The organism is Achromobacter arsenitoxydans SY8 (assembly GCF_000236785.1).
GTDB lineage: Bacteria > Pseudomonadota > Gammaproteobacteria > Burkholderiales > Burkholderiaceae_B > Achromobacter > Achromobacter arsenitoxydans.
The window spans coordinates 1-19202 of sequence record NZ_AGUF01000058.1; the positions used below are offsets into that span (position 1 = coordinate 1).

At 66.0% G+C, this 19202-nt stretch carries 21 protein-coding genes; 9 read left to right on the forward strand and 12 right to left on the reverse strand.

All coding sequences use genetic code 11. The features are described from left to right. The 6 genes from KYC_RS28970 to KYC_RS18645 form a co-directional block, all read right to left on the reverse strand. A partial coding sequence (locus KYC_RS28970) for a zinc-ribbon domain-containing protein (RefSeq protein WP_008165193.1) occupies positions 1-242 on the reverse strand: 242 nt, incomplete at its 3' end. A 25-nt stretch (positions 243-267) separates the two neighbouring features. Beyond that, entirely contained in the window at positions 268-1200 is a 933-nt protein-coding gene (gene prmA / locus KYC_RS18625) for a 50S ribosomal protein L11 methyltransferase (protein ID WP_008165196.1), read from the reverse strand. A 109-nt stretch (positions 1201-1309) separates the two neighbouring features. Continuing rightward, entirely contained in the window at positions 1310-2656 is a 1347-nt protein-coding gene (gene accC, locus KYC_RS18630; protein ID WP_008165199.1) for an acetyl-CoA carboxylase biotin carboxylase subunit, read from the reverse strand. A 9-nt stretch (positions 2657-2665) separates the two neighbouring features. After that, positions 2666-3127 carry an acetyl-CoA carboxylase biotin carboxyl carrier protein gene (gene accB / locus KYC_RS18635; protein WP_008165201.1) on the reverse strand — a complete coding sequence of 154 codons (462 nt, stop codon included), beginning with the start codon at positions 3125-3127 and terminating at the stop codon, positions 2666-2668. A gap of 88 nt (positions 3128-3215) precedes the next feature. Continuing rightward, positions 3216-3650, reverse strand: coding sequence for a type II 3-dehydroquinate dehydratase (gene aroQ / locus KYC_RS18640; RefSeq protein WP_008165202.1), 435 nt, complete (start codon positions 3648-3650; stop codon positions 3216-3218). Between the two features lie 89 nt (positions 3651-3739). Then, complete coding sequence (locus tag KYC_RS18645; RefSeq protein ID WP_008165204.1) at positions 3740-4273, reverse strand: TlpA family protein disulfide reductase; 534 nt, start codon at positions 4271-4273, stop codon at positions 3740-3742. Positions 4274-4370: 97 nt separating this feature from the next. On the opposite strand from KYC_RS18645, the gene mpl reads away from it, so the two are divergent. The 8 genes from mpl (at position 4371) to KYC_RS18685 (ending at position 13125) form a co-directional block, all read left to right on the forward strand. Further along, on the forward strand, positions 4371-5741 hold the full coding sequence (mpl, locus tag KYC_RS18650) for a UDP-N-acetylmuramate:L-alanyl-gamma-D-glutamyl-meso-diaminopimelate ligase (RefSeq protein ID WP_008165207.1): 1371 nt from the start codon (positions 4371-4373) through the stop codon (positions 5739-5741). Between the two features lie 111 nt (positions 5742-5852). Then, positions 5853-6452: a YqiA/YcfP family alpha/beta fold hydrolase gene (locus KYC_RS18655; protein WP_043518896.1), complete on the forward strand. Its 600-nt coding sequence runs from the start codon at positions 5853-5855 to the stop codon at positions 6450-6452. Positions 6453-6527: 75 nt separating this feature from the next. Next, positions 6528-8438: a ribonuclease catalytic domain-containing protein gene (locus tag KYC_RS18660; RefSeq protein WP_008165211.1), complete on the forward strand. Its 1911-nt coding sequence runs from the start codon at positions 6528-6530 to the stop codon at positions 8436-8438. Positions 8439-8522: 84 nt separating this feature from the next. Then, positions 8523-9419 carry a TonB family protein gene (locus tag KYC_RS18665; RefSeq protein ID WP_085945486.1) on the forward strand — a complete coding sequence of 299 codons (897 nt, stop codon included), beginning with the start codon at positions 8523-8525 and terminating at the stop codon, positions 9417-9419. After that, entirely contained in the window at positions 9416-10279 is an 864-nt protein-coding gene (gene aroE, locus KYC_RS18670; protein WP_008165214.1) for a shikimate dehydrogenase, read from the forward strand. The genes KYC_RS18665 and aroE overlap by 4 nt, the downstream gene beginning before the upstream one ends. A gap of 5 nt (positions 10280-10284) precedes the next feature. Then, entirely contained in the window at positions 10285-11022 is a 738-nt protein-coding gene (gene mtgA / locus KYC_RS18675; RefSeq protein WP_008165217.1) for a monofunctional biosynthetic peptidoglycan transglycosylase, read from the forward strand. Positions 11023-11116: 94 nt separating this feature from the next. Further along, positions 11117-12295 (forward strand): LPS export ABC transporter permease LptG, encoded by a 1179-nt coding sequence (gene lptG, locus KYC_RS18680; protein WP_043518898.1) that lies wholly within the window; start codon positions 11117-11119, stop codon positions 12293-12295. Next, entirely contained in the window at positions 12292-13125 is an 834-nt protein-coding gene (locus KYC_RS18685) for a symmetrical bis(5'-nucleosyl)-tetraphosphatase (protein WP_008165221.1), read from the forward strand. The genes lptG and KYC_RS18685 overlap by 4 nt, the downstream gene beginning before the upstream one ends. 27 nt (positions 13126-13152) lie before the next feature. Here KYC_RS18685 and KYC_RS18690 read toward each other — a convergent pair whose 3' ends face one another. The 6 genes from KYC_RS18690 to KYC_RS18715 are packed head-to-tail and all read right to left on the reverse strand — an operon-like array spanning position 13153 to position 18094. Beyond that, positions 13153-13878: an amino acid ABC transporter ATP-binding protein gene (locus tag KYC_RS18690; RefSeq protein ID WP_008165223.1), complete on the reverse strand. Its 726-nt coding sequence runs from the start codon at positions 13876-13878 to the stop codon at positions 13153-13155. After that, a complete protein-coding gene (locus KYC_RS18695; protein ID WP_008165224.1) occupies positions 13875-14591 on the reverse strand; it encodes an amino acid ABC transporter permease in 717 nt (238 codons plus the stop codon). Before KYC_RS18695 ends, KYC_RS18690 begins: the two co-directional genes overlap by 4 nt. A 2-nt stretch (positions 14592-14593) precedes the next feature. After that, the gene (locus KYC_RS18700; RefSeq protein WP_008165225.1) at positions 14594-15295 is read right to left on the reverse strand and encodes an amino acid ABC transporter permease; all 702 of its coding nucleotides are present in this window, start codon (positions 15293-15295) and stop codon (positions 14594-14596) included. Positions 15296-15323: 28 nt separating this feature from the next. Continuing rightward, positions 15324-16151 carry an ABC transporter substrate-binding protein gene (locus tag KYC_RS18705; protein WP_008165226.1) on the reverse strand — a complete coding sequence of 276 codons (828 nt, stop codon included), beginning with the start codon at positions 16149-16151 and terminating at the stop codon, positions 15324-15326. Between the two features lie 54 nt (positions 16152-16205). Continuing rightward, on the reverse strand, positions 16206-17423 hold the full coding sequence (locus KYC_RS18710) for an aminotransferase class I/II-fold pyridoxal phosphate-dependent enzyme (RefSeq protein ID WP_008165227.1): 1218 nt from the start codon (positions 17421-17423) through the stop codon (positions 16206-16208). After that, a complete protein-coding gene (locus KYC_RS18715) occupies positions 17420-18094 on the reverse strand; it encodes an RraA family protein (protein WP_008165228.1) in 675 nt (224 codons plus the stop codon). The genes KYC_RS18710 and KYC_RS18715 overlap by 4 nt, the downstream gene beginning before the upstream one ends. A 211-nt stretch (positions 18095-18305) precedes the next feature. On the opposite strand from KYC_RS18715, the gene KYC_RS18720 reads away from it, so the two are divergent. Then, complete coding sequence (locus KYC_RS18720; RefSeq protein ID WP_008165230.1) at positions 18306-19199, forward strand: LysR family transcriptional regulator; 894 nt, start codon at positions 18306-18308, stop codon at positions 19197-19199. The last annotated feature ends 3 nt before the right edge of the window (positions 19200-19202 follow it).

The following is a 19202-nucleotide window of genomic DNA, read 5'->3' on the forward strand; positions in this document are numbered from 1 at the left end:
GGCGCGTGCGGCGTGGGCGCGCTTAGCACGGGCGCGGCGACGGTCGCGGCCGACGACGGCAGCGGAGCGCCGGCCGGGGCAGCCGGCGCAATCGGCGCGCCCGGCGCCGGCAGCAGGCAGGCGCGGCCGTCGAATACCGTCGAGCAGGCGCCGCAGCGCACGAGGCCATTGCGGACCCGAAGCTGGTCCGGCACCACTTTGAACGTAGTGCCGCACTGCGGGCAGCGGGTGCTCAGCGACATGACACGGGATCCTGCGGCCGCACGTTCAAGGCTTCTGGCCGTGCAGGCAGACCCAGCCGTCGCGCGCACGCCAGACCGACATGGCGATCCAGGGCGCGTAGGCGGCCGCGACTTCCTCGGCCTGGCGTTCCAGCACGCCGGACAGCACCAGGTGGCCGCCCGCCGCGACGCGGCCGGCCAGCATGGGCGCCAACACCTTCAGCGGGTTGGACAGGATGTTGGCGACGACGACTTCGAACGTGCCGTCAGCCAGTCCGTCGGGCAGCATGGCCTGCAATTCGACGTGGTTGACCTCGGCGTTGAAGATCGTGCTTTGCACCGCCTGCGCGTCAATGTCGACCGCCTGGGTCGGGCCTGCGCCCAGCTTGCGCGCGGCGATGGCCAGGATGCCCGAGCCGCAGCCGTAGTCCAGCAGCGTGGCGCCGGCGGGCAGCTCGGCTTCCAGCCACGCCAGGCACAGGTGCGTGGTCGGGTGGCTGCCCGTGCCGAAGGCCAGGCCGGGGTCGAGTTCGATATGGATGGCCCCGTCCTGCTCGGGAACGGCGGCCGGGTCCATGCCGGGCACATCGGGATTGTCGCGATGCCAGCTCGGCACGATCCAGAGCCGTTCGGCGATGTGGATGGGACCGAACTGCGATTGCGTCAGGCGCACCCAGTCGGCGTCGGGCACGTCGCGCAGGGACCAGCCGGCAAAGACCGCCGGATCAAGTTCCCCCGCTGCGGCGGCTTCTTCCATGATCTGCGCGGGATCGGCTCCGTCTGGCAGCAAGGCGACGACACGGTTGCGGTCCCAGGCCTGGACGTCGGGCTCGGTGCCCGGCTCGCCGAACAGGGGACGTTCGACTTCCGTGCCGAAGTCGGCGTCTTCGACGGACACCGACAGCACGCCCGCCTCGAGCAAGGCATCCGACAGGGCTTCGGCCTGCGCCTCCAGGCAGTGGAGCACGAGTTCACGCATGATTTTCTCTTCCATCTGGTGAACGGGCCGCGACATGCGCCGCGGCCCGCTCGACCACAAAACTACAACATTGCAAAACGCAAAAGGGGCCGCGAGGCCCCAAAGTCGGTCAGGGACGCTGCGCCAACTTGTGTTCCAGATAATGGATGCTGGTGCCGCCTTCGATGAAGCGGGCATCCTGCAGCATTTCGCGGTGCAGCGGGATATTGGTGGAAATGCCTTCCACCACCATTTCGGACAGCGCGGTGCGCATGCGGGCCATCGCCTGATCGCGCGTATCGCCGTACGTAATGACCTTGGCGATCATCGAATCGTAGTTCGGCGGCACGAAATAGCCGTTGAACGCGTGCGAATCAATGCGCACGCCAGGACCGCCCGGCGTGTGCCAGTTGGTGATGCGGCCCGGGCTGGGCACGAAACGGAACGGATCTTCCGCATTGATGCGGCATTCGATCGCGTGGCCCTTGAACGTGATGTCGCGCTGGCGCAGGGTGAACTTTTCGCCGGCGGCGATCAGGATCTGCTGCTGCACGAGGTCGACGCCGGTGATCAGCTCGGTGACGGGATGTTCGACCTGAATGCGGGTGTTCATTTCGATGAAATAGAACTCGCCGTTTTCGTACAGGAATTCGAACGTGCCCGCGCCGCGATAGCCCATCTTGCGGCATGCGTCGGCGCAACGGTCGCCAATGCGCTCGATCAGGCGGCGGGCGATGCCCGGCGCCGGCGCTTCCTCGATGACCTTCTGGTGGCGGCGCTGCATGGAGCAGTCGCGTTCGCCCAGCCAGACGGCGTTGCGGCCGCCATCGGCCAACACCTGGATTTCCACATGGCGCGGGTTCTCGAGGAACTTCTCCATATAGACTTCCGGGTTGTTGAACGCGGCGCCCGCCTCGGAACGCGTCATGGTGACGGCGTTCAGCAGCGCGGCCTCGGTGTACACCACGCGCATGCCGCGGCCACCGCCGCCGCCCGCCGCCTTGATGATGACCGGGTAGCCGACTTCGCGCGCAATGCGAATGATTTCCTGCGGATCGTCGGGCAACGCGCCTTCGGAACCCGGCACCACCGGCACGCCGGCTTCGATCATGGCGCGCTTGGCGCTGACCTTGTCGCCCATCAGGCGGATGGTGTCCGGACGCGGGCCGATGAACACGAAGCCGCTTTTCTCGACACGGTCGGCAAAGTCGGCATTTTCGGACAAGAAGCCATAACCCGGGTGGATTGCCTCGGAATCGGTGACTTCAGCGGCCGAAATGATGGCCGGCATGTTCAGGTAGCTTTCACGCGACGGCGCGGGCCCGATGCACACGGATTCATCGGCAAGGCGCACGTACTTGGCTTCGCGGTCGGCCTCGGAGTGAACGACCACGGTTTTGATGCCCAGCTCGCGGCAGGCGCGCTGAATGCGCAGGGCGATTTCGCCCCGATTGGCGATCAGGATTTTTTCGAACATTTTCAGCTATCAGCCAATGACGAACAGAGGTTGACCGTACTCGACGGGCTCGCCGTTTTCGACCAGGATTTCTTTGATGACGCCGGCCTTGTCGGCTTCGATTTCATTGAGCAGCTTCATGGCTTCAATGATGCAAAGCGGGTCGCCTTCCTTGACGGTCGCGCCCACGTCGATGAACGGGGCGGCGCCAGGGTTCGGCGAACGGTAGAAGGTGCCCACCATGGGGGCCTTCACGACGTGGCCCTGGATGACCGGCGCGGCGGGCGCTGCGGGAGCAGCGGCCGGGGCGGCGGCGGCGGGCGCCACAGCAGCGGCGGGCACGCCGGCTTCGGGCTGGTGGTAGGCCACCGGCTGCAGGGTCTGCGAGAACTTGACGATTCTGACCTTGCCTTCGCCTTCGGTGATTTCCAGCTCGGCGATGCCCGATTCAGCCACCAGGTCGATCAGGGTTTTGAGTTTTCGAAGATCCATAGAAGCTGCTTCCCGAGATAGTGTCGGCGGCGTCCCAGCGTCGGGTCCGCGCCGTATAAGATGTAAAGGCGGTGAGTTTGGTGCGAGATCAGTGCCGCACTGCGTAGCGCAGAGCCGCCTCGTAGCCGTCCGCGCCCAGGCCGCAGATCAGGCCTTGCGCCAAGTCGGACAGATAAGAGTGCTGCCTGAAGGGCTCTCGCTTATACAGATTTGACAAATGTACTTCAATAAATGGGATCGCGACCCCAGCCAGCGCATCGCGAATTGCGACGCTGGTGTGCGTATATGCCGCTGCGTTGATGATGATGAAGTCCGTGCCGTCTTGCCGTGCCGCCTGAATGCGGTCAACTAGCGCACCTTCGTGGTTGCTCTGCCACGCTGTCAGCGTGGCGCCCAGTTCACCCGCAAGCAACTCCAGACGCTCATTGATCTGGGGCAAGGTGAGACTGCCGTAGATATGAGGTTCACGGGTGCCTAGCAGGTTCAGATTCGGGCCATGCAATACCAGTATGTTTTGCGCCATGCGCTTGCCGATGTGTGGATTGCCAATTGTTGGCAAAACAGCCGATAAACCAGCTTTTTACGCCAATTCCTACTATTTGTCCAACAGACTTACGCCTTTAAACCAGAAAGCGTCTTGTCCAAGTCATCAGGCTGCACTTCACCCAATATCTTCCGGTTAATTCCGCCATCTGCGTTGAAAACGATAGTAAAAGGCAGCCCGCCGCTAGGGTTTCCGAGCTTTCGCAGCGTGTCGATAGCACCGGCGCCTATGACCCACAGCGGGTAGGAAACCTGTACTTTCTCGACAAATTTTTGCATGTTGGCCGCAGAATCCACACCGATGCCGACAAAACGGATATGCGGGTATTTTTTCTGCAAGGCGTCGAGTTCCGGCATTTCCTTCACGCACGGCGCGCACCAGGTTGCCCAAAAATTGACCACCATGGGCTGGCCCTTCCAGCCCGACAGCGAATGCGACGCGCCGTTCAGATCCGGCAACTGCATCTGCATCAGCGCGGCCACGGGGTCGCTGGCGTCGGCCGGCGACGCAGGAGCCTGGGGCTTGCGGCCCAGCAGGGTGAAGCCGCCCGCGACAGTGGCGGCGACCGCCACGGCAGCGGAAAGAAGTAGGCGTCGATTCATGGCGCGATCATAACCGCTGCGGCTGGTTTGCGCCGCTACCCCCGCGCCCCGGCCAGCGCTCCCGCTATATATACAATGCAGGACAGGAGATTTATCAATGCACCTGCACATACTTGGCATCTGCGGTACGTTCATGGGCGGACTTGCGCTGATCGCGCGGGCCGCCGGCCACAAGGTCACTGGTTGCGACGCGGGCGTTTACCCGCCGATGAGCACGCAGCTTGCGGAACAGGGAATCGAACTCATCGAAGGTTTCGGCGCCGAGCAACTGGCGCTCAAGCCCGACCTCTACGTCATCGGCAACGTGGTCAGCCGCGGCAACCCGTTGATGGAAGCCATCCTGGAATCCGGCGCGCGCTATGTGTCCGGCCCGCAATGGCTGGGCGACAACATCCTGCCCGACGCGCATGTGCTGGCGGTGGCCGGCACCCACGGCAAGACCACCACCAGTTCAATGCTGGCCTGGGTGCTGGAAGCCGCTGGCATGGCCCCCAACTTCCTGATCGGCGGCGTGGCGCAGGACCTGCATGTGTCGGCCCGCTACGACCCCGCGCGCCGCCCCTTCGTGATCGAGGCGGACGAATACGACACGGCGTTCTTCGACAAGCGGTCCAAATTTGTCCATTACCGGCCTCGCACCGCGATCCTGAACAATCTTGAATACGATCACGCCGACATCTTCCCCGATCTGGCGGCTATCGAAACCCAGTTTCATCACTTGGTGCGAACGATTCCCGGCTCGGGCCGCATCATTCGTCCGGCGCAATCCGATGCGCTGGACCGTGTGATTGCGCGGGGTTGCTGGTCGGATACCGTCACGTTCGGCCCCGATGGGCAGTGGCAGGCGTCCGCGCCCGACGCCGACGGCGCGTTTGGCGTAGTGCGCGCTGGCAAGGCCGCCGGCACGGTGCGCTGGAACCTCACGGGAGAACACAACCGCATGAACGCCCTGGCCGCGCTGGCCGCGGCGGAACACGTGGGCGTGCCTGTCGAACAAGGAATCGACGCCCTGACGCGGTTTGCCGGCGTCAAGCGCCGCATGGAACTGCGCGGCACGGTCAACGGGGTGAAGGTGTACGACGACTTCGCCCACCACCCTACCGCCATCGCCACCACGCTGGAGGGCTTGCGCCGCCAGGTCGGCGCGTCCCGCATCCTGGCCGTGCTGGAACCGCGTTCCAATACGATGAAGCTGGGCACCATGGCCGCCCGCCTGCCGCAGGCCCTGGCCGATGCCGACCTGGTGTTCTGCTTCGGCGCCAACGCCGGCAAGCACGCCCTGGGCTGGAATCCCGGCGAAGTCCTGGCCCCCCTGGGAGAGCGCGCATCCAGCTACGATGATATCGGGGCGCTGGTCGACGCCGTCGCCAAGGCCGCCCGCCCGGGCGACCAGGTGCTGGTCATGAGCAATGGCGGCTTCGGCGGCATCCATGGCAAGCTGCTGGACGCTCTGCAGGCCGGCCGCTGAAGCATTCCTCCGCCCCGTGAAAACCATCGGCTGGAGAGTCCCGTGCAAGCCGACGCGCGCAGGGGACTTTCTTCCGGCGGAACCAGGCAACGCAGACGGGAACAGCAGACAATGATTCTCTATCTACACGGTTTCCGGTCCTCGCCCGAGTCCTTCAAGGCTCGGATGATGGCCGACGCGATGGTCCAGCGGGGCCTGTCGGACGACTGGTCCTGCCCCCAATTGCCCGCCAGCCCGCGCGAGGCCATGGACCTGGCGATGGGCATGGCCAGGGCCCGGCTTGCCGGCGCCGCCAGCCCCCGGGACTTGACCGTGATCGGCTCCTCGCTGGGCGGTTTTTACGCCACCTGGATCGCCGAGCAACTGGGCTGCAAGGCCGTGCTGCTGAATCCCGCGGTGCAGGCCGCCCGGGACCTGGCGACCCAGGTCGGCGAGCACCACATGTATCATTCCGGCGCGCCCTTCGTTTTCCTGCCCGAGTATGTCGACGAACTGGCCGCCATCCATGCCCCCCGCATCACGCAGCCCGACCGGTATTTCCTGGTGGCCGCGACTGGCGACGAGGTGCTGGACTGGCGCGAAATGCGCGACCGGTATGCCGGTTGCCGCCAGCGCATCGTGCAGGGCAGCGACCATGGCCTATCCGATTTTGCGGATTGGATGCCGGAAGTGCTTGAATTCGCCCTTGGCGACAAGCCGGCGCGCCCTTAATAATCAATATCCAATCTCAACACCCAAATAGCTGCGCAAGGCGGCGCGAACGCGCCGCCCAGGACGATCCCCACCATGTATGTGTTTTACGAAGACGACGGCAGTTTCAAGGCCGGCCATATCCTGTCCGAGACCGACGCCAGCCTTCAGGTGGAGTCGGAATCGGGCAAGCGCAGCAAGATCAAGCGCGCCAACACCCTGTTCAACTTCGCCGCGCCTGAGCCCGCGGCGCTGATGAGCCAGGCCGCCGCCACCGCCGAATCGCTGGACCTGCAGTTCCTGTGGGAATGCGCCCCGCAGGAAGAATTTGATTCGCCCGCCCTGGCCGCCGACTACTTCGGCCACGCCCCCACGCCCGTCGAGCAAGCCGCCCTGCTGATGCGCCTGCACGGCGCGCCGGCGTACTTCCATCGCCGCGGCAAGGGCCGCTACCGCCCCGCACCGCCCGACATCCTGGCCGCCGCACTGGCGGCGCTGGAAAAGAAACAGCGCCAGGCCGAGCAGCAGCAGGAGTGGGTGGACGAAATGGCCGCCGGCCGCCTGCCCGAACCCATCGCCCAGGCGGCGGAATCGCTGCTGATCCGCCCGGACAAGAATTCGCAGCAATGGAAGGCGCTGGACGCCGCCTGCGCCAAGCTAGGCAAGACCCCGGATCGCCTGCTGCTCGAACTGGGCGCATGGCCGCACGCATTGGCGCTGCACAAGCGCCGCTTCCTGGCCGTGAACTTCCCGCGCGGACTGGCCTTCCCCGACCTGGAGCTGCCGCCCGTCGACCGCGAGCTGCCGTTGGCGGACGCCGAGATCTATTCGGTGGACGATGTCACCACCACGGAAATCGACGACGCGCTGTCCGTGACCCCCCTGCCCGACGGCCGCCTGCGCGTGGGCATCCACGTGGCCGCCCCCGGCCTGACCGTCACCCGCGACAGCGAATTCGACAAGCTGGCCCGCGCCCGCCTGTCCACCGTCTACATGCCCGGCGACAAGATCCCGATGCAGCCGGACAGCGTCATTCAGGCATTTTCCCTGGATGCGGGCCGCGAAGTGCCCGCGCTGTCGCTGTATGTCGTGGCCGACCCGGAAACCGGCGAGATCATCGAGTCCGAAACCCGCCTGGAACGCATCGTGGTGCGCGAGAACCTGCGCCACAACATGCTGGACACCAAAGTCACCGAGGCCAGCCTCGCCGACGCGTCGGCCGACCTGCCCTACGGCCACTGGCTGCGCCCGCTATGGAAGCTGGCGCAGGCGCTGTCCGCGCAACGCGAAAACGTGCGCGGCAAGCCGGAAAACAACTCGCGGGTGGAATACAGCTTCTACCTGGACGGCAACCCCGACGATCCCGACACGCCCGTGCGCCTGGTGCCGCGCCAGCGCAACGCGCCGCTGGACCGCATGGTGGCCGAATACATGATCCTGGCCAACAACCTGTGGGGCGGCCTGTTGAATCAGCACGGCGTGCCGGGCATTTACCGGTCGCAGCAGGCGGGCCGCGTGCGCATGAGCACGCAGGCCCTGCCGCACGAGGCCATCGGCGTACCGCAATACGCCTGGAGCACGTCGCCCCTGCGCCGCTATGTCGATCTGGTCAACCAGTGGCAACTGATCGCCGCCGTGGAACACGGCGTGTCGGCCCGCCTGATCGCCCCCTTCAAGCCGCGCGACGCGGACCTGTTCGCCATCATCGGCGCCTTCGATGCGCAGTACGCGGCCTGGGCCGAGTTCCAGAGCGCGATGGAGCGCTACTGGTGCCTGCGCTGGCTCAAGCAAAACGGCGTGACCCGCACGGTCGCGCACGTGCTGCGCGAAGACCTGGTGCGGTTTGCAAACGCGCCGCTGGTCACGCGCGTCGGCGGCATGCCGGAGCTGGAGCGCGGGACGGCAGTGGAGATTGACGTTCTGGGGATGGATGAACTGTCGCTGGAGCTGGATTGCCGGTATGTGGGAGAGGTCAAGGGCGAAGCTTCGGAGGGAGAGGCGGCCTAGCCGTCCCTCCTCCATCCGTCCGAGAGCTGTTACAGCCATTGGACGGACCGCGCGGCGGGCCCGGACTCGACTTACAATGCGTTCGTGCAACGCGCTGACTCCCCCTCCACGCTGAGCCGTTTTCTCTGGTGGCTGGGCGCCCCCGCCCAGCATTACCTGCGTATCGGCATTGCAATATCGCTGTTGGTTCACGCTGGCGCGCTGGCGTGGCGTTTCGGCGCGCCCGCTCTGACGCGGCCGCCGGTCACCAGCCTGGAAGTCGTGCTGCTCAACGCCCGCAGCGAAACGCCGCCGGAAACCCCGCGCGCCCAGGCGCAGAACCAGATGAGCGGCGGCGGCAACGCCGAGCGCGGCCTGTCCACCACGCCCCTGCCCCAGACTGGCGACTCCGGCGAGACCATCGTGCTCGAAGCCATGCGCCGGCGTCAGGTGCAGCTGGAAGCCGAGCAGGCCCGGCTGATGACCCAGCTGCGCTCCTCGCAGACCGCGGGCGCCGAACGCCAGGCCGTCAATCCGTGGCCGGACGGCGCCGACCTGGGCCAGGACTCCCAGGACCAGGCCAGCATCATCCAGAACGCCCAGGTGGCGGCCCTGGCGGCGCGGGTCCAGCAGTACAGCGCCGAGCCCCGCAAGCAATTCGTCGCCCCCTCCGCCGAGGCCTCCCGCTATGCCGCCTACCTGGACGCCTGGCGCACCCGCATCGAAACCGTGGGCACCCAGCATTACCCGGACGAGGCGCGCGGACGCATCTACGGCTCGCTGCGCATCACCGTCTCAGTGCGCGCCGACGGCAGCATCGCCAATGTCGAGATCGACCAGCCGTCGCCGCATGCCGTCCTGAACCAGGCGGCCCGCCGCATCGTCCAGCTGGCGGCTCCCTTCCCCCCCTTCCCGCCCGATATCGCCCGCGATACGGACGTGCTGGTCATCACCCGCACCTGGCATTTCGTCAACGACACCCTGGAAACACAAGCCCAATGACCGAGGCGACTCTTCCTGCCCGCTACGCCGTCATCGGCAATCCCATCGCACACAGCCGTTCGCCTCAGATCCACGCCATGTTTTCGCAGCAGACCGGCACGCCGCTGCGCTACGAACGCCTGCTGGCGCCGGTGGACGGTTTTGCCGACGCCGTGGCCGCCTTCGTGGCGGACGGCGGCCTGGGCCTGAATGTCACGGTGCCGTTCAAGCTTGACGCCTATGCGCTGGCGGCCGCCAGCCTGTCCAGCCGCGCCCGGCTGGCCGGCGCGGTCAACACCCTGTCCTGGCGCGACGGCGCCTGGCACGGCTGCAATACCGACGGCGTGGGCCTGGTGAGCGACCTGCTGCGCCTGGGCGTGCAGTTGGACGGCGCGTCCGTGCTGCTGGTGGGCGCGGGCGGCGCCGCCCGCGGCGTGCTGCAGCCGCTGGCCGAGGCCGGCTGCGCCCGCATCCACATCGTCAACCGCACCGCCGCCCGTGCCGAAGAACTTGCCGCCGCGTGGCGCGAAGGCGGCGTATCGCCGCAAACCCGGGTCACCGCCGGCGCCCTGGCGGACGCCGCCACGCCTGGCGGCTGGAACCTGGTCGTCAACGCCACGGCCAGCGGGTTGCAGAACGCCGCGCCCGATCTGCCCTCCGGGCTGTACGCGCAAGGGGCCACCGCCTACGACATGATGTACGGCGCGCAGCCCACCGCCTTCATGAAACAGGCCAGGGCCGATGGCGCCGCGCTGACCGCTGACGGCCTGGGCATGCTGGTGGGCCAGGCCGCCGAGAGCTTTTTCATCTGGCACGGCGTGCGGCCCGACCCCGCCCCGGTGCTGGCGGCGCTGCGCGAGGCGCTCGCCGCGGGACGCTGAGCGGCATGGCAACCCGCTCCAGCCGCGGCGGCTCGGGCCGCAATTGGTTCCGGATCACCACCGGCCTGCTGATGGCGCTGATCTGCGCGATCCTGCTGTATCAGTTCTGGCTGTTTGCCCAAGTGGTCTGGTACAACTACCGGGATCCCGGCAGCAGCGCGGTGATGCGCGAAGAACTGTCGCGCCTGCGCAAGGACGACCCTGCTATCGAGCTGAAGCACGAATGGGTGCCCTATGACCAGATCAACCGCACGCTAAAGCGCGCGGTGATCGCCTCGGAAGACTCCAATTTCACGGGGCACGACGGCGTCGAATGGGACGCCATCCGCAAGGCCTGGGAATACAACCAGAAGCAGGAGGAAGCCGGGCGCTCCAAGATGCGCGGCGGATCCACCATTACCCAGCAGCTGGCCAAGAACCTATTCCTGTCCGGCTCGCGCAGCTACCTGCGCAAAGGGCAGGAACTGGTCCTGGCCTACATGATCGAACATGTCATGAGCAAAGAGCGGATCCTGGAGCTGTATCTGAACGTAGCCGAATGGGGCGTGGGCGTCTTCGGCGCCCAGGCCGCAGCCAGGCATTATTTCAACACCACCGCCGCCAATCTCGGGGCCAGCCAGTCGGCCCGGCTGGCGGCGATGCTGCCCAATCCGCGCTTCTACGACAAGCACCGCAGGTCCAACTACCTGAACTCCCGGGTCGGCGTGCTGACGCGCCGCATGCAGATGGTGGACATCCCCTGACGGGAAACGGGACAGACCCGTCCTTTCCGCGGCGCCGTGCGCAGCGGATTTTGTTAAGCTTTCACGTTTACGCGCTCCATTCCGATTCTTCTACATGCGTACCGCACGCCGCTACCTGGCCCGCGAGGTCTATCGCTCTTGCGCAGTGGTCCTGATGGCCCTGCTGGGCCTTTTCACGTTCTTCGCACTGGTGGACGATCTGGACAACGTGGGCGACAAGTTCTCCATGATGGCCTTGCTGTACATGCAGGCGCTGGCGATCCCCACCCGTCTCTACGACCTTCTGCCCATCGGGCTCCTGATCGGCGCCATCCTTGCGCTGGCGGGCCTCGCGCAGCGCAATGAACTCGTCATCCTGCGGGTGTCCGGCGTCAGCGGCATGCGCCTGCTGCGGATGCTGTGGGTGGTGACCATCCCCCTGATGATCGGCGCCGGCCTGTTGTCCGAATACGTCACTCCCTGGGCCGAAATGAAAACCGGCGAGGCCAACCTGCTGTTCCGCGGCAAGGCCGGCGGCGACCGCCTCAAAAGCGGCTATTGGTTCAAGGAGCCCACCGCGAACGGCGGCACACGCATCATCAACATCGCCGAACTGAAAGGCGACGGCCAGGTGGCCGGCGTGACGCTCTACGAATTCAAGAAAGACCTGACGCTGTCGGCGCTGTCCACGGCCCCGTCCGGCCTGTTCGCCCACGGCGACTTGGTGCTCAAGGACGTCGCCGAGACACGGCTGGACGCCGATGCCGCGTCGGCGCTGGCCAACGCGCGCCCGCCCAAGAACCCGCCCGCCACGGTCGTGAAGCTGCCGGAGCGCACCATCGACACCACGCTCAGCGCCGAGCGCCTGCTGGCGCGTGTGCTGACCCCGGAACGCATGTCCATCGTCACGCTGCTGGACTACGTGGACTATCTGCGCGACAACCAGCTCCAATATGGTCGACAGGTCGTCGCCTTGTGGCGCAAACTGGCTTATCCCTTCACCCTGCTGGTGATGATCACGATCGCCGCCCCCATCGGCCTGATGCAGACCCGCCGCGGCGGCGTCGGCGCCAAGGTGTTCGTGGGCATCCTGCTGGGCGTGGGCTTCTTCATGCTGAACCAGCTTGCCCTCAACGTGGGCATGCTGGGCAAGTGGCCGCCCTGGCTGACCGCCCTGGGCCCGAACCTGGGCGCCATGGCGGTGGCGCTGGCCGCCATGAGCTACATGGAATACCGCCACACCATTACCCGTGTCGTCCAACAACGCTGGCCTTGGAGTAAAAGTCCCGCATGAACGGCAGTATCTGGATGATCGGCGACGTGCAGGGCTGCTGCTCGCCGCTGGATCGCTTGCTGTCCCACCCCGACCTGGTCGGCGACCCCGAGTCGCGCCTCTGGTTTGCCGGGGATCTGGTCAACCGCGGCCCGCAGTCGCTCGAGACCCTGCGTCGCATCATCGACCTGGGCGATCGCGCGACGGTGGTGCTGGGCAACCATGACCTGCATCTGCTGGCCACGGCCGCGGGCGTGCGCAAGCCGTCCAAATCGGACACCCTCGAGGCCATCCTCCGGGCGCCGGACGCGGCCGACCTGATCAATTGGCTGCGGTTCCGCCCGCTGGCGCATTTCGAGCAAGGCCACCTGCTGGTCCATGCCGGCACGCTGGCCAAGTGGGACGTCGCCAAGACGCTGGCCCTGGCCGGCGAAGTGCAGGACGCCCTGCGCAGCCCGAACTGGCAGAAAGCGCTGCAGAAGATGTACGGCAACGAGCCCGCCACCTGGAAGGAAGACCACAAGGGCGGCAAGCGGATGCGGGTGATCATCAATGCCCTGACGCGCATCCGGCTTTGCACGCCCAACGGGCACATGGAATTCGCCACCAAGGTGACGCCGGGCGCCTGGCCGCCGGGACTGGTTCCCTGGTTCGACGTCCCCAACCGCGCCACGCGCAATGTCACGACGGTGTTCGGCCACTGGTCGACGCTGGGCCTGCTGCAGCGGCCGGACGTCATCTGCCTGGATACCGGCTGCGTGTGGGGCGGATCGCTCACCGCACTGCGGCTGCAGGACCGCAAGCTGGTGCAGGTGAAGTGCTCGCAGTTCCAGGATCCGCTGGGCGAGTAATCGCCGCCCACACGGCGGCGTCAAGGCTCAATGCCGGATTTCGGCCAGGAACTTCTGTGCCCGGACTGTCTGGGGCCGGCTGAAGAAAGCGTCCGGCGTGCCGGTTTCCACAATGCGCCCCGCGTCCATGAACCAGACGCGGTCCGCCACCTCGCGGGCAAAGCCCATCTCGTGCGTGACGCACACCATCGTCATCCCATCCTTGGCCAGGCCCTTCATTACCTGAAGCACCTCGCCCACCATCTCCGGATCCAGCGCGCTGGTCGGCTCGTCGAACAACATGACGGGCGGGCTCATCGCGAGCGCACGCGCGATAGCCACGCGCTGTTGCTGGCCGCCGGAAAGCTGGGCTGGATAGGCGTCCGCCTTGTGCGCCAGCCCCACCCGTTCCAGCAACTGCATCGCGCGGTCGCGGGCTTCCGGACGGCGGGCGCGCTTGAGCTGCAGCGGCGCCAGCATCAGGTTCTCGAGCACGGACAGGTGCGGAAAGAGATTGAATTGCTGGAACACAAAGCCGATATGGCTGCGCAACGAGTCCAGGTGGACGTCTTTGCCGTAAATGTCCTTGCCATCCACTTCGATGACGCCCTTCTGGATGGGCTCCAGCCGATTGACGGTACGGATCAGCGTGGATTTGCCCGAGCCCGAGGGCCCGCACACCACGACGACCTCGCCCCTGTCGACTTGCGCCGTCACGTCGGCCAGCGCCTGATACTCGCCATACCACTTCTGCACTTCGGAAAATCGGATCATGTGGGCACCACTTTCTGGGCTGGCGCAGGTCCGGCGCGCCGCCTGCCGATACGGCGTTCGGTCAGGTGCACCAGGGAACTCAGGCCAAAATTCAGGACGAAATAGGTCAGCGCAAGCAAGCCGAAGACCTCGAAGGGCTTGGTCAGCAGCACGCTGTTGATCTGGTTGGCGGCATAGGTCAGCTCTTGCACGCTGATCACGTAGGCCAGCGACGTTTCCTTCACCGTCGACACGAACTGGCTCAGCATGCTGGGCAGCATGTTGTAGAGCGCCTGCGGCAGGATGACGCGCCGCATGGTCTGCAGGTACGACAGTCCCAGCGCGCGGCTGGCTTCCTGCTGGCCGGGCGGCAGCGCCTGGATGCCGGCGCGGATGATCTCGGCCAGGTAGGCGCTTTCGTAGCAGACCAGCGCCACCACCATGGTGGTCGTGCCCGCCACGGGACGTCCGATGACGAGCGGCACGAAGAAATAGGCCCAGAAGATAAACATCAGCAGCGGCAGGCCGCGCACCAGATAGACCACGGCCGACGACGGCCAATAGAAGATCCGGTAGGGGCTGATGCGGCCCAGCGCCAGCAGCACGCCGCAGGGCAGCGCCAGGGCCAGGCTGATGGCGGCCAGCCCCAGGGTGGCCGCGAGCCCCCCGATGGGGCCGTGCGGATACTGGCCGATCAGGAGCAGCAGCCAATTGTCTTTGAGGATGTCCCACATGATCAGCGCACTCCCAGCGGACGGTAGCGTCGTTGCAGGATCGCGCCGCCGCCCATGATCAGGAATGACAGCACAAGGTAGATCACCGTCACCACGGCATAGGCCTCGAATGTGCGAAACGTGTTGTTCTCGATCTCGCGTCCGGCCGCGGTCAGCTCGGTCACGCCGATGGCCATCGCCAGGCTGGTGTTCTTGAGCAGCAGCAAGGTCTGGTTGAGCAGCGGCGGAATCGCGATGCGAAAGGCTTGCGGCAAGACGACTTTGCGCATGGTCTTAAGAAAACTCAGCCCCAGCGCGCGCGCCGCCTCGACTTGCCCGGGCGGGATGCCGCGTATGGCGCTGCGCAGGTCTTCGCAGACATACGCCGACATCACCAGCCCGATCGCAATGCAGGACAGAATGAACTCGCTGCCATGGCTGTTGAGCCAGTCGGTGGCGGCCTGCGGCAGCAGCGCCGGAACGCCGAAATACCAGAACAGGATGTGCACCAGCATGGGCACGTTGCGGTGGAACGCGACATAGGTCGCGATCAACCCGTTGGCGATGGGCGAGCCCGTCAGGCGGATCACCGCCAGCAGGCTGCCTACGAAGAACGCCAGGATCCAGGCGAGCCCGGCCAGCGCCAGGGTGGTGGTCAGCCCCCTGAGCAGCCAGTCCGGATACTCGCCCTGGAATATGGCGCTGAAGTCGAAGATGTAATGCATCGAACCAGGCTCCAGCACGCTTGGCGTGTCAACCCTTGATGGCTTCGATGCGGAAGTCGCGCTTGATGTTGAACTGCGTGCCCGCGCCGAACCACTTGTCGAAGGTCTTGGCCGCCGCGCCCGACGACTCCATTTCGTCCAGCACCTTGTTCACCTGGTTCAGCATGGCCGTATCGCCCTTGCGCACGCCGACACCCCACGGTTCGACGAACAGCGCGGGTTCCAGGATCTTGACCGGCACCGCGCTCGAGGCGGCCTGGTTCTGCAGCTTGACCAGCATCAGCTCCGAACCCACGAAACCGCTTACCTTGCCCTGCTGCAAGGCCAGGAAGGCGCCGCTGGGATCCTTGAACGTGACGGGCTCGACGTTGGGGATGTTCTTGCGCGCGCCCTGCTCCGACGACGAGCCGCGCACTGCGCTGACCCGCTTGCCCGCCAGGTCGGCCGGCGCCTTCAGGTCCTTTTCCGAATCGCGCGCAAGCACCTTCTGCAGGCTCACGAAATGCTGGTGCGAATAATCAATCTGCTTGGCGCGCTCCGGCGACCAGCCCAGGTTGGCGGCCACGACGTCCACACGGCCGGCGATCAGCTCGGGGATGCGGGCCTCGACGGCGATCAGCTTGAGCTCGAGCGGCACGCCCAGGCTGTTCGCCAGCGCCTGGCAGACGTCCACTTCATAGCCCACGATGCCGCGGGTCTTCGGATCCTGGAAGCTGAACGGCTCGGCCGTTCCCATGGTGCCGCAAATGAACTTGCCGCGCGCCTTGATGTCCTGAAGCGTATCGGCATGTGCGGCGGGAGCCAGCCCGGCAACCAGGCCAACGGCGGCAACGAAGGAGGAGATAACGGTCTTCATGCGATTTCCCTTTGGAATATAGGTATGGGTACTGCCGAGAAAATGGAGGTCAGGTCAGGTCAGGCTGGCGCACGCTTCGCGGATGCGGCGGCAGCCCTCTTCAATGTTGGCCATCGAGGTCGCGAAGCTCAGGCGCAGGTATGGCGACAGGCCATAGGCCGCGCCGTCCAGGCCGGCCACGCCCGCCTCGTCCAGCAGGAACATCACGACGTCCAGATCGCTTTCCAGCGTGCGGCCGGACGGCGTGCGCTTGCCCAGCAAGCCCTCGACCGACGGGTAGACATAGAATGCGCCCTGCGGAATCGGGCAGCGGATGCCGGGCACCGCGTTGAGCAGCGCCACGATGCGGTCGCGCCGGTCATGGAACAGGGCGGCGGCATCGCGCACGCACTGCTGGTCGGCGGTCAGCGCGGTGCGTGCGGCCGCCTGGCTGATGGCGCTGACGCAGCTGGTGCTCTGCGAGATCAGCGTGGCCATCGCCTTGATAAGCGCCTTCGGTCCGCCCGCGTAGCCCAGGCGCCAGCCCGTCATCGCGTAGGCCTTGGACACGCCGTTGATCGTCAGCGTGCGTGCGGCCAGTTCCGGCGCCACGGCGGCGGGCGACGCGTGGCGCGCATCGCCATAGGCCAAGTGTTCGTAGATCTCGTCGGTCATGAGCCACACCTGCGGATGACGCGCCAGCACGCCCGCCAGCGCACGCAGTTCGTCCGCCCCGTACATCGCGCCGGTGGGGTTGCTGGGCGTGTTCAGCAGCACCCACTTCGTGCGCGGCGTGATGGCGCGTTCCAATGCCTCCGGCGTGAGCTTGAAGCCGTCGGACTCCGGGCAGGCCACCACCACCGGGGTGCCATCATTGACCAGCACCATGTCGGGATAGGACACCCAATACGGCGCCGGGATGATCACCTCGTCGCCCGCCTGCACCGTCGCGGCCAGCGCCGTGAAGATCAGCTGCTTGGCGCCCACGCCGACGATGAGCGCGTCCAGCCCGTAGTCCAGCCCGTTCTCATGCAGGAACTTGGCGCGCACGGCCTCGAGCAACGGCTTGGCGCCGGTGGAAGACGTGTAGCGGATGTCGCCGCTGTTGAGCGCGTCGATACCGGCCTGGACGATGTGCGCGGGCGTGGGCAGATCAGGTTCGCCCACGGTGAAGTCGATGATGTCGCGGCCCTGGGCACGCAGCTGGTCGACGCGGCTCTTGGCCGCCATGCTGGGCGACGGCTTGATGACGCGGGCCCGTTCGGCCAGGAATTCGCTGGCGGCGCCGTTCATACGAGCCCCTTCGCGGCAAACGCGGCCTGCATCCAGCTCTGCGTCTTCGCGCCGGTGGCGATTTCGGCCATGATGCGCGCCTCCTTGTCGGCATGGGCGCGCGCGGCGGCGATCAGCGCCTCGGCTTCCGAAGGAGCAAAGCTCACCAGCCCGTCTTCGTCGCCCACCACGATGTCCCCGGGATTGATGACCTGCCCGCCAATCGACACCGGCACGTTGACTTCGCCCGGACCGTCCTTGTAGGGGCCGCGATGAATATGCCCCCGCGCATAGCACGGGAAGCTGTCGGCCTCGAAGGCCGCGACGTCGCGGATCGCGCCGTCGACGACGACGCCCGCGCATCCGTGGATCTGCAGGTAGCGCTTCATGATTTCGCCCAGCACGGCATTGGAAAGATCGCCGCCGGCGTCAACCACCAGCACGTGGCCCGGCTGGACTTGCATCATGGCCTTGTAGATCAGCAGGTTGTCGCCCGGACGGGTCCTGACGGTCAGCGCGGTTCCCACCAGCTTGCCTGCGCCGTTATAGCGGCGCAGGCCGGCGATGCCCTCGCGGCGCGCGAGGTTGTCGCTGAGATGGGGGGTGACGATGCCGGCAAGCGCTTCCCGGATGGAAGCGGGGGCAACGGGTGACGCGGGCAATATGCGTGCGCCGGTGGAAATGGTAGCCATGACGATCTGCGTATCCTGAGTCTAAGCCGTCAGGTTCCCGGATTTCAGGGGCCGGGATCGGGCGGCAGGAATGAATCAGACCGAATGGTGCGAGCTTTTGCGATTCCAAAAAAGGGATTAAATTTCAGCGAACTTCATCTCTTTATGGAATATAGGGGTTACCCCTTAGCGGAAATTTCGGAATGAACTGCACCGCTCGCACCGACTTCCCATGCTGACTTTCAAACAAATCGAAGCGCTGTACTGGACTGTGCGGCTGGGCACGTTTTCAGCCTCCGCGCAGAAGCTGCACACCACGCAATCGGCGATCACCAAGCGCATCCAGGAACTGGAAGCCGACTTCGATATTGCGCTGTTCGACCGCTCCGGGCACCGTGCCGAACTGACGGCGCGCGGCCACGAAATCTACGCCCTCGCCGAGGAAATGCTGGGCCACCGCGACCGCCTGCTGGCGCGCCTGAAAGGTCAGCACACGCTGACGGGCACCTTCCGCTTCGGCATCACCGAGATCACGGCCATGACCTGGCTGCCTGCGCTTATTCGCCTGCTGCGCGCGCATTACCCGCGCATCACGTTGGAGCCGCACATCGACCTTGGCGCCGACCTGCTCAAGCGCCTGCAGGCCGGCCAGCTGGACATGGCGTTCCTGCACGGCGAGTTCGCGGAACCCAACCTGCAGGTGGTGGCGTTGCAGCGGCTGGAATTCGCCTGGATGGGCAGCCCCGACCTGATCGACGCCAGCCGTGTCTACACCCCCGCCGACATTGCACGGCTGCCGCTGCTGCGGCAGAGCCGGGAGTCCGGGCTCAACATGATCTACGACGGGTGGCTGCGCCCCCACACGGCGGACAGCAACATTTTCACCATCAACAGCCTGATCGCCATGGCGGGGCTGACCGCCGCCGGCTTCGGCGTCAGTTGCCTGCCGCGCGACTACTTCGCGGACATGGTCAGCGCCAGGCAGCTGGTCATTGCGCGGACCAGCACCGCGCCGCCGCAATCGGTGTACAGCGCAATGTTCCGCCGGGACGCGGACGTGGCGTTTTGCGAGAGCGTGGCGGAACTGGCGGAAAGCTGCTGCGAGTTTTCCGCGGGCTGGCGGTGACGC